Origin of the sequence: Fischerella sp. PCC 9605 (genome assembly GCF_000517105.1) — a bacterium.
Classification (GTDB): Bacteria; Cyanobacteriota; Cyanobacteriia; order Cyanobacteriales; family Nostocaceae; genus PCC9605.
Map to the genome: position 1 here is coordinate 376,873 of NZ_KI912152.1, position 8,648 is coordinate 385,520.

The window sequence follows — 8,648 nt, forward strand, 5'->3', positions numbered from 1 at the left end:
CAAATTCTCTCACCACCATTAATTCTCTCTCTGAACCAGCAGTATTCTATGCTGGTTTTTCCATAATTAGGAGTAAAAAATGACTCAAGAAATCGAAAAAGAAATCAACCAGCTTACTCTCAAAGAACTCTCCCTCGATGCTGCTAAACTGTGGTCTCAAATTGAAGAGGCTACACAGTCAGAAGAAGAGGGGTTAGTCGAACAACTCGTACAAAACCTCATAGCTGTCCAAGATGGTATCGAAACTAAGATTGACGCTATAGCCTGGGTAGTTGACCAGCTAAATCTTGATCTAGAGGTATGGGAAGAAAGGAAAGCACGGGTAGTAGAACTCCACGACCAGATAATCAAGCGCCGGAAAACCCAGTTATCGCAAATTAAGCAAGGATTAATTCACCTCCATACAGTAGGATTAATTAATGATAAAAGTATAGGTAAAACAAGGGAGATTGAAATCAGAGACAATCCGCCCAAAGTAGCTAAATTATTAATAGAGGTAGACGATGAAGATTTCCCTTCGGAGTTTAGAAATATTAAGTATCTAGCTAATAATCAAGCAATATTAGATGCTTACAAAACTGGTAAAGATGTTAGCAATATTGCTGAGATAACTATCGGAAAGCAGGTAAGATTTCAAGTCAAATCAGGTAGAAAAAATGTAAATAAACAAACCACAACTTAAGAGCATACGCCCCAATCAAATGAGCAATCAAATATAGGCATCTCCTATCAATTACTACAAGTATTTATCAAATGGTTGGGCTGAAGTCCAGCCATGTTTATTTTTTTGACGCACTCCCATGATTTAAATCTAGGGGATTTTCATTCATGTGTTACGAGGCAGTCGCGCATACGTGCCTTTCCACCTTTCTTCCCGCTTCTTTGACTCTTAACTAGACTGTTGAGCATCCCCGTCAGACCGTCCCCACAAGCAACTTTCTTACAGAGAAGCATTTCCCGCCTGTCCCCTACACTTATAGGATTTCTTCTAAATCTTTACCTTCCAAAGGTTCTCGTGATGTGTGCCGGACAGCCAGGATGTAAACTGTTTCTGTTGCATCCTGGACAGTAAAAATAATCCGATATTTTTTCCGGTAAATGAGATGACGGATTTCCTGGGTAAACTCGTCCTGTTCCGGTATCTTGGAACACCGCCGGGGAGAATCCTTGAGGGAATTAAGGGCTGTCATAACGCCATTAAACCACTTATCGGCGGCACTGGGGTTTGTCTGTTGTATCCACAGATAGGTTTCCTCGATATGCTGGGTGGCAAGGACAGAAAGTTCAACCTTGAATGTCATGTTTCTTTCGCATTGCCTCTGCAAAGTCCTCTAAAGCCACGGTCTTTCCGTCTTTTACGTCCTGCAAGCCCTGCTTTATGGCTTCAACGGTTTCCAGATACTCAATCCGGTCAAGAAGAGCTTGGTACGCTTCTGCGTCCTGCACGACAAGTTCTGCCTTGCCATTAATCGTTAACACTACAGGTTCCTTTGTATCCTTCATCTGCTCAATGAACTTAAGCGTATTGCGTTTGAAGTTGGAAAGGGAATCAATATCACGGCTAATATTCATCTTTACACCCTTGCACTAAATATGATGCAAATTTGATGCTAACTGATTTTGAGGGGATAAGCAAGCTTTCTCCAATCCCTGACGAGAACGTTATTGCTATGACCAAGCCACAGGGATTCTAAACTGGTGAAACAAGTGCAGAATTAATCGAGCCTAAATTCGAGTGAAGACAATTATCTTGCATTGCAATGCAGCGCAAGACAAAATCGAGTAAAGAGCATATAGTGAAGATTTGTATGAGTAAAGAAAATATTACCTTCCGCCTTGATAGCGAAAAGCGGGCATTGTTGGACAAAATAGCTGCTGGACTTGACCGGGATAGAACTTATATCCTCAATGAAGCAGTTGATATATATCTTGATTTGTATCAGTGGCAGGTAGCAGAGATTGAGGCAGGAATCAAAGAGGCTGATGCTGGCGACTTTGCAACAGACGAAGAAGTGAATACTGTTTTTGCAAAGTTAACCAATGCAGATTAAGTGGCTCAAAAAAGCGCTCCGCAACCGCAACGCAGATTCATGAATACATTGCTCAAGATAATCCAAAGGCAGCTATTCGCATAATATTAAAAATTCAGCAATAATTAGTATTATTGGGCGACCTTGGAGTACATATGAAATTAATTCTAATCGCTGTCTCCTTAATTCTTTTACATCCCAAGGTGATTCTGTTAAAAAATGGTGTAATGGTTGATGATTACCTAACCCTACAATTTTCACTATTTCCGGTAGAGTTTTACGTTTTATGTCAGATATAATACCCATATGTAGATACTTAAAAGCTTCAAAACTTCTGACGTCTGGAAATAGGTTTTGATAAAATTGACAGTATTCGTCTATAAATTTGACTGTGGGTATTGGTTGACGAGGCTCTACCATAATACAGAACCCAGTTCTAAGGTTTGTCCTTAATTATACTCTCGCGAAATTGACAAAAGAGGGTTAATTATAAATAAAAAACAGGATAATTACATATAAAATAATTATCAAAAACTAAGTTTTTATTTTAACAGCTATCTGGAATACTAAAACAAGCAGTAAATAACATATTGGTAGAACAAACATGGAAGGATTTTCCATCGAATAACTCACAAGCATCGCCTTAAATTTTAAGGAATATGAAAATACATTTCCTTCACCAAGAATGTTTATAGACGAGATTAAGTGTGGCATTACATTTGACCGTGAAGGTTCAAAAGATGAAAAAATCAGGAAATTTTATGAGGAGTATTCATCAATCGATGAAGATGCATTAGCTGATAAACTATATCAGCTTCTAGAAAACCAACCTTCTAGTTTTGAAACACTCTATTTGGCAATTAAGAAATTTTGGGAAGTTGAAGTAGTAAATCTCCAGGAAAGATTAAGGGAACTCAAACTTATTCCGGTATAGATAGAGTAGCTTGGCATCCTTCTAATTCTTCCTTTGAGCAAGATAAGCTTGACGGTAATCCTTCTTCTTTAACCTGGAAGCTTGACGTGCAGACCACTGGCGCATGGGAGTAACTTTCTCTACATGAAGTAGCTTCTGACGATAAGTTTCATTACCCGTCAATTGTGCGATCGCACCAGCAATAAATCGAGCGCAGCGTTCTGGCTGGGATGAAACTTGTTCCTCCGCAAATCGCACCACCACCCAATTAGCATTAACGAAACACACGTTTCTGTAATCGTCTTGCCCGATGCAGTGGGTAGGCTTAAGAGTTGCAAACGAGATAGGTTCATCAACTTCCACATCCAGATGTAACCCGGTAGTAGGTTCAACAATGAGAAAGTCAGCCGTGTAGTGCAAATCATGCCCCGGCGGTAACATTTTCTGTTGGGGGAAAACTGCATCACCAAAATAATGCTTCAAGACATTCTCAAATAGCTTCTCACTCGCCCCCACAGGCGCATCACCCGTACCCGAAGGCACAATCACCGGGGCGAATTTCTTATCCCGTACCAATTGAGGAACAAACACCTGGGGAAAGGATGGAACTGGTTTAGATGATTTAGACATAGTTAGTCAAAAGTTTAAATAATAGCCTCTAATTTCACAAATTCCTTAAACATTAAATAGTCTTATATCCAGTCTTACAGTCATATTGAAGTTGTGAAAACCAACTAATATTGGATATTTTTTAGAACTAAAATTAGATGCCAAATCTTGTGTAGATAGGAGAAAATGCGCTCTTATACACATTAAATCGAGCTATGTACAGCTTCCAGATACTCGAAGGGCTGATTCAAGAGGAATACCCTCTCATCGCCTGCGAATCTCCCCTCCAAGAAAGACTGCGCCTACTGGTGCATATCACCCAATTCTGCCAAAACAACAACCGCAAGTGCTATCTGTGGAACTTGGGCGAAGAAGCTATCAAGGAATTGACAGTTGAGAATTCAAAATTACGGATTGCAGAATTTAAAGACTATATTCCCAAGCCAAGATACAATAAAGAAGATTATTTTCACGTACTCAGCTTTTGGAAAGAATACCAGGAAAGCGGCGTTCTAATTATAGAGAATGTATACCCCTGGATTAAGGAAAATCGCCCAAAAGAAACTGAATTTTTATTAGTATCCGAATGGATTAAATCTTCACTAATTAATATTAAACATTACAATCAAAATACTGGTAAAATTGCCCTACTTCTAGGAGCAACTGCTGATATTAGTAGCGATATCGTAGCTGAAATTCCTATCTGGAAGCAAGATTTACCTGACGTTAGCGAAATTATTAATTCACTTACTCAAGCAGGCATACTACCCCCAGAATACACAGAAATAGATGCCCTCACAGTAGCAAATGCCGGGATGGGGTTGTATATATCAGATATACTCAATCTACTCAAGGAAGTTAGAAAAACCACCGACTTCATTAACTCAGAAGAAGTAGCGATCGCTCTCCTCAAACAAAAAATCCAACTCCTCAACCGCCTCTACGATATTGAATTCCTACCCCCACCCAAAGTCCAACTGGGTGGGTTAGAACTGATGCAAGAATCATTCAAAAAGTTTAAGCGCCTCCTCACCCCCCGCGCCAAACAATACAACTTGCGCGTACCAAAAGGTATTATGCTAGTGGGACCACCAGGGACGGGAAAATCCCACTCTGCGAAAGCCTGCTCGCAAAATATGGGTATTCCCCTCATCATGGTTGATTGGGGTAATTTCCGCAGTTTTGGCAACCAAGCTGAAATCAAACTCGAACGCCTGCTAAAACTAGCAGATAAATTGTCACAAATAATACTGTATTTTGACGACTTTGATAAGGGTTTTGCCGGAGATGATGACCTAGCTAAACGCCTTGCAGGTAAGCTTTTGACCTGGATGCAGGAAAGAACAAGCGAGGTGCTAGTGATTGCCTCAGTCAACCGGATGGAATGGTTGCCACCCGAACTGGGGTCACCGTACCCGTGGGGGGAAAAGTGTACGCTAAAGCTAGGAAGCCTGATGTGACTGGATTTCAGGACTAATGAATTGTAATCTGAGTGGTCTGAGATTCTCCAGAGTCGTGATGAGTCGGAGATTCCAGTGATATTCCCCAATCATGTTGATATGCTCCCAACCTAGAGGTGATAAATGACATAAGTATTCTTCTCTAATAAATTGCCCGGCTTGCTGCAATGTTTCAACAGCTTTCGCTAGATAAACTGTGTTCCAGACAATGATGGCAGCCACAACTAAATTTAGTCCACTTGCCTTGTGCCATTGGTCTTCATAGGAACGATCTACCACTTGTCCAAAACGGTGTTTGAAGACTTCTCTTGCCAATCCATTTTTAGCTTCTCCCTTATTCAAGCCAATTTGCACTCGTCGTCTGAGCAGTGGGTCTTGCAACCACAACAGAGAAAAGAGGGTGCGTTCAATTCGACCCACCTCTCGGATTGCTAGTGCTAACCCATTTTGACGAGGATAAGCCGCCAATTTCCCTAAGATTAGTGAGGCAGGTACTGTTCCTAAACGAATGGAACTGACTAAGCGCAAAATATCATCCCAGTGTTTTTCGGGAGCGGCTAAGGTTGATGGGACGTTCAGAGAGTAAAGGTTTCAATTGAGGATAATTGCAACGCGGCAAGATACTGAAGAGCTTATGGTCTTTCAAATTGCTGATGCGAGGTGCTCCCGTGAAACCCTAACAGATGACAGATCGCAAAAACCTGATCGGTGAAACCAGCCGTATCAGTGTAATGTTCTCGAATCGTCAAATCGGTTTCGTGATAGAGTAAGCCATCTAGCATGTGGGGAGCATCGCGGACGATGGAACTAATTACTTTCGTGTGATAGGGCGCATATTGATCGGAAATGTGAGTATAAAAAACAACCGTTGGGTCAAAGCCATATTTGGCATTGATGTGAGCGGTGTAAGGGCGGCGATTGGCAATGCGAAAACTTTGTCCATCGGAAGAAGACGTAGTGCCATCGCCCCACAATTGCGCCATTGGCAGTTGATGTTGGAAATTGACCAGCGTTGCCAAGGCTTTGCTGTAGGTTTCGGGTCGCAAATACCATTGCGAGGTCCAACTCAATTGTTCGGCGCTGATACCAGGACAAGCCTCAGCTAGACGGGTATAGCCCAGGTTGGTTGCATCTGCCAAAATTGTGCTGAGTAAAAGCCGCTTTTGTTTAGATTCCTGGTCGGTGTGCAAATGGGTAAAGTGGCCACTAAAGTTTGTCCAGGCATCAACCTCAATCAGTAAGTCGGTTAATTTGATGCGAGGAAGCAATTGATAAATTTGATGGGAAAGCTTTTCAGCTTCTTCAGGAACCAGTTTGGTTAAAGGCGTGATGATGAGTTTTTCATCCTCTAAACGCACATCAGTTAACTTGTTTTCAACGAGTAGAGGTTCAATATTTTTTAGGGCCTCATCCAATTCCTGTGAACGCTGCTCTAAATAGGTTTGACAATCCGTTGGAATAGTAATCGGAATTTGCTGTTGCTGCTGAAGTGCGCTCCAATCCGATGGAGGTAGTAGGTAATCATCAAAGTTACGATACTGTTTGCTACCTTTAACCGAGAGATCGCCTGAATTTAAACCGTCTTTCAACGTTGCGAGAATGCATAGCTCGTAGTAGTGACGGTCGATTTTGTCTGCCTGAAAGATATGCTCTTGCCACCGGGGTTTGATGAAATCAACTGGAGCTGTTTCAGGAACAGTACGCTGTCCAGTTTCATTAAGTTGCCGCAACACATCAATGGCTTGTGTTATGGACGTATAAGGTTTCGCCGCTTGAAACTCAAAACTTTCCAGCAGTAGGGGGGTATACTGCCTGAGATAGGAGTAGTGATTGTCGAGGTGATCCAAATAGTCGAAAGCGTAGGGATAAGCTAGCTTTTCGGCTTCCAGTACGGTTGCCACAAATCGTTCCCACGGGATAACTGACTCGATAGCACTGATCCAATCTTGCTCGTTCTCTCGTGCCGCAATCAGGGCTTTACCGATACTAACGTACAATCTTACCTTTTCGTTGATGGCTTTGCCGTTATTTTGAAACTCCTCTTGATGCTTGCGTTTGGCATGGTTAAATACGGTTGTCATTAACCGATCGTGCATCGACAACGCTCGGTCAATCAACTCTTGCAACTGATGGGCTAAAAAGGCAACGAGAACGGCATACCGTCGCGGTTGTTCAAATTTCCTCAGTTTTTGATTTGTGTAGCGACTTCCTTCACGCGCCAACTGGAGTAGACGATTTTGCGGAATGCCTTGGCTTAATTCGTTTGCCAGACCCAGTTGACGGATGAATTGAATGCGTTCAACCAGTCCGGGTGAAACTTTTGGGGGAAGGACGTAGTGGAGCTTGTTTGAGCCAAGTGAGTTGGGAGGGTTGTCCGTCTTGGGTTGTGATTAACTCATCTAGTTGTTGCTTTTGAGTGGCGCTAAGCGTTTGTGTTAATTGCCCAAACAGGTGCTGCTCAGTTTGCCGCCGGGTTTCCCACACTAACCGTTCAACGGTCGAGAGTGCTGGAGCAATCACTTTGCGGCGTTGTAGTTCCGCTAGCACTTCGTTTACTAAGACGATCGCTTTGTCAGTTCCCAATGCGAGCGGTTGCAGCCAGGTTTTTAGATCCTGGTAGTGAGCTTGACTAAAGGTTTGATATCCATAAATCTCCTGAATTTCACTCAGATGTTCTCGGCGTGTGGTATCGCGTTGTGCATACTGCTCGAACACGGTCGCTTCCAAATTCAGTTGTCCAGCAACATAGGACAACAGAGCGTCTGGAACCGCTTCTTGGGGTTGCAACGCTCGACCCGGGTAACGCAAATAGCATAATTGGATGGCAAATCCGAGTCGATTGTAGTTACCGCGTCGCTTCTGAATCAGCGCAATCTCCTCTGAACTTAACGTGTAATAGCGAACTCGCTCAAACTCACTGAGGAATTCATGACGACGGTTAAATTGTTCTCTTTGGGCAGCAGAGAGGACTTCTGGTTCTTTACGCATGCAATCACTCCTAGAACAATATTACCAGAGTGATATTACAGGCTATTGATCCTTAGCGTACACTTTTCCCCCCACGGGTACGGTGACCCCAAATACTCTCATTCGTATGCGCCATCTCCAGCGCCCAAAAAAATCGCTCTCCGGAAACTCCTTACCAGGCGCATGATAATATCTGCATACCACTGGTCGGCTGTGATGTTGCTGTTGCCAATTCCAGATAAATCAACCGTCGTGCAAGCAATACCATCTTCTTGCAGTCGTTTAGCCACCTGCACTCGCAAACTGGACTTACCCATTTGACGACAGTTAAGGACGTAACAAAACTCACCAGCCCTTAAAGCATTGTAGAGTTCTTCATCAGCCTGCCGTACTACATAGCTGGGTGCATCAATGGGAAGACGACCGCCAACATGATATTCGTAGGTGGAAATCAGCTTCTGCACGGGTATTCCTGCCTTTCAAGTCTGAATCGATGCAATGTATCACGCTGTTGACTGTCATATTTATAGAGGTTCTAGCTGTCACTGTCCATGTAGAAAAGTTAAGGATTTTTCCAGAAACACAGGTGTGGGGGTGTGGGGGAGGAAAACTAATAATCGTGAATTCGATGAACCTCACCCCAACCCCTCTGTCTTGAAAAGTTCAGTT

10 protein-coding genes and 2 pseudogenes are annotated in these 8,648 nt (G+C 42.8%); 4 read left to right on the forward strand and 8 right to left on the reverse strand.

Translation table 11 applies throughout. The features are described 5' to 3' along the window. The first annotated feature begins 79 nt into the window (after window positions 1-79). Window positions 80-682: a siphovirus Gp157 family protein gene (locus FIS9605_RS0132050; RefSeq protein ID WP_026736171.1), complete on the forward strand. Its 603-nt coding sequence runs from the start codon at window positions 80-82 to the stop codon at window positions 680-682. A 292-nt stretch (window positions 683-974) separates the two neighbouring features. Here the strand turns inward: FIS9605_RS0132050 and FIS9605_RS0132055 are convergent, their stop codons facing one another. Both FIS9605_RS0132055 and FIS9605_RS0132060 read right to left on the reverse strand, forming a co-directional pair. Beyond that, window positions 975-1,301, reverse strand: coding sequence for a type II toxin-antitoxin system RelE/ParE family toxin (locus tag FIS9605_RS0132055; protein ID WP_026736172.1), 327 nt, complete (start codon window positions 1,299-1,301; stop codon window positions 975-977). Next, the gene (locus FIS9605_RS0132060) at window positions 1,285-1,572 is read right to left on the reverse strand and encodes a type II toxin-antitoxin system Phd/YefM family antitoxin (protein WP_026736173.1); all 288 of its coding nucleotides are present in this window, start codon (window positions 1,570-1,572) and stop codon (window positions 1,285-1,287) included. The genes FIS9605_RS0132055 and FIS9605_RS0132060 overlap by 17 nt, the downstream gene beginning before the upstream one ends. A 236-nt stretch (window positions 1,573-1,808) precedes the next feature. On the opposite strand from FIS9605_RS0132060, the gene FIS9605_RS0132065 reads away from it, so the two are divergent. Continuing rightward, window positions 1,809-2,051 carry a CopG family ribbon-helix-helix protein gene (locus tag FIS9605_RS0132065; protein WP_026736174.1) on the forward strand — a complete coding sequence of 81 codons (243 nt, stop codon included), beginning with the start codon at window positions 1,809-1,811 and terminating at the stop codon, window positions 2,049-2,051. A gap of 93 nt (window positions 2,052-2,144) precedes the next feature. Here FIS9605_RS0132065 and FIS9605_RS0132070 read toward each other — a convergent pair. Then, window positions 2,145-2,450: pseudogene (locus FIS9605_RS0132070) on the reverse strand (transposase); the annotation flags it as partial. A 265-nt stretch (window positions 2,451-2,715) separates the two neighbouring features. On the opposite strand from FIS9605_RS0132070, the gene FIS9605_RS0132075 reads away from it, so the two are divergent. Further along, window positions 2,716-2,964: a hypothetical protein gene (locus FIS9605_RS0132075; RefSeq protein ID WP_026736176.1), complete on the forward strand. Its 249-nt coding sequence runs from the start codon at window positions 2,716-2,718 to the stop codon at window positions 2,962-2,964. Window positions 2,965-2,985: 21 nt separating this feature from the next. On the opposite strand, the gene FIS9605_RS0132080 is transcribed toward FIS9605_RS0132075, so the two are convergent. Then, entirely contained in the window at window positions 2,986-3,573 is a 588-nt protein-coding gene (locus tag FIS9605_RS0132080) for a hypothetical protein (protein WP_026736177.1), read from the reverse strand. Window positions 3,574-3,767: 194 nt separating this feature from the next. On the opposite strand from FIS9605_RS0132080, the gene FIS9605_RS39065 reads away from it, so the two are divergent. Further along, window positions 3,768-5,012 carry an ATP-binding protein gene (locus FIS9605_RS39065; protein WP_231510539.1) on the forward strand — a complete coding sequence of 415 codons (1,245 nt, stop codon included), beginning with the start codon at window positions 3,768-3,770 and terminating at the stop codon, window positions 5,010-5,012. On the opposite strand, the gene FIS9605_RS46305 is transcribed toward FIS9605_RS39065, so the two are convergent. The 4 genes and pseudogenes from FIS9605_RS46305 to FIS9605_RS0132095 all read right to left on the reverse strand — a co-directional run. Further along, window positions 4,995-5,591, reverse strand: coding sequence for a Tn3 family transposase (locus tag FIS9605_RS46305; protein WP_269321114.1), 597 nt, complete (start codon window positions 5,589-5,591; stop codon window positions 4,995-4,997). The genes FIS9605_RS39065 and FIS9605_RS46305 overlap by 18 nt on opposite strands. A gap of 53 nt (window positions 5,592-5,644) precedes the next feature. Beyond that, window positions 5,645-7,318, reverse strand: a complete 1,674-nt coding sequence (locus FIS9605_RS44610) for a Tn3 family transposase (protein ID WP_197036221.1) — start codon at window positions 7,316-7,318, stop codon at window positions 5,645-5,647. Continuing rightward, window positions 7,311-8,000, reverse strand: coding sequence for a DUF4158 domain-containing protein (locus FIS9605_RS44615; protein WP_197036210.1), 690 nt, complete (start codon window positions 7,998-8,000; stop codon window positions 7,311-7,313). Before FIS9605_RS44615 ends, FIS9605_RS44610 begins: the two co-directional genes overlap by 8 nt. A gap of 140 nt (window positions 8,001-8,140) precedes the next feature. Continuing rightward, window positions 8,141-8,443, reverse strand: a pseudogene (locus FIS9605_RS0132095) (AAA-like domain-containing protein); the annotation flags it as partial. Window positions 8,444-8,648 lie beyond the last annotated feature (205 nt).

Coding starts and splice junctions, on each gene's coding strand:
- FIS9605_RS0132080 (WP_026736177.1), bottom strand. CDS start 3,573: ATGTCTAAATCATCTAAACCAGTTCCATCCTTTCCCCAGGTGTTTGTT.
- FIS9605_RS0132075 (WP_026736176.1), top strand. CDS start 2,716: ATGTTTATAGACGAGATTAAGTGTGGCATTACATTTGACCGTGAAGGT.
- FIS9605_RS0132065 (WP_026736174.1), top strand. CDS start 1,809: ATGAGTAAAGAAAATATTACCTTCCGCCTTGATAGCGAAAAGCGGGCA.
- FIS9605_RS44615 (WP_197036210.1), bottom strand. CDS start 8,000: ATGCGTAAAGAACCAGAAGTCCTCTCTGCTGCCCAAAGAGAACAATTT.
- FIS9605_RS39065 (WP_231510539.1), top strand. CDS start 3,768: ATGTACAGCTTCCAGATACTCGAAGGGCTGATTCAAGAGGAATACCCT.
- FIS9605_RS0132060 (WP_026736173.1), bottom strand. CDS start 1,572: ATGAATATTAGCCGTGATATTGATTCCCTTTCCAACTTCAAACGCAAT.
- FIS9605_RS0132055 (WP_026736172.1), bottom strand. CDS start 1,301: ATGACATTCAAGGTTGAACTTTCTGTCCTTGCCACCCAGCATATCGAG.
- FIS9605_RS0132050 (WP_026736171.1), top strand. CDS start 80: ATGACTCAAGAAATCGAAAAAGAAATCAACCAGCTTACTCTCAAAGAA.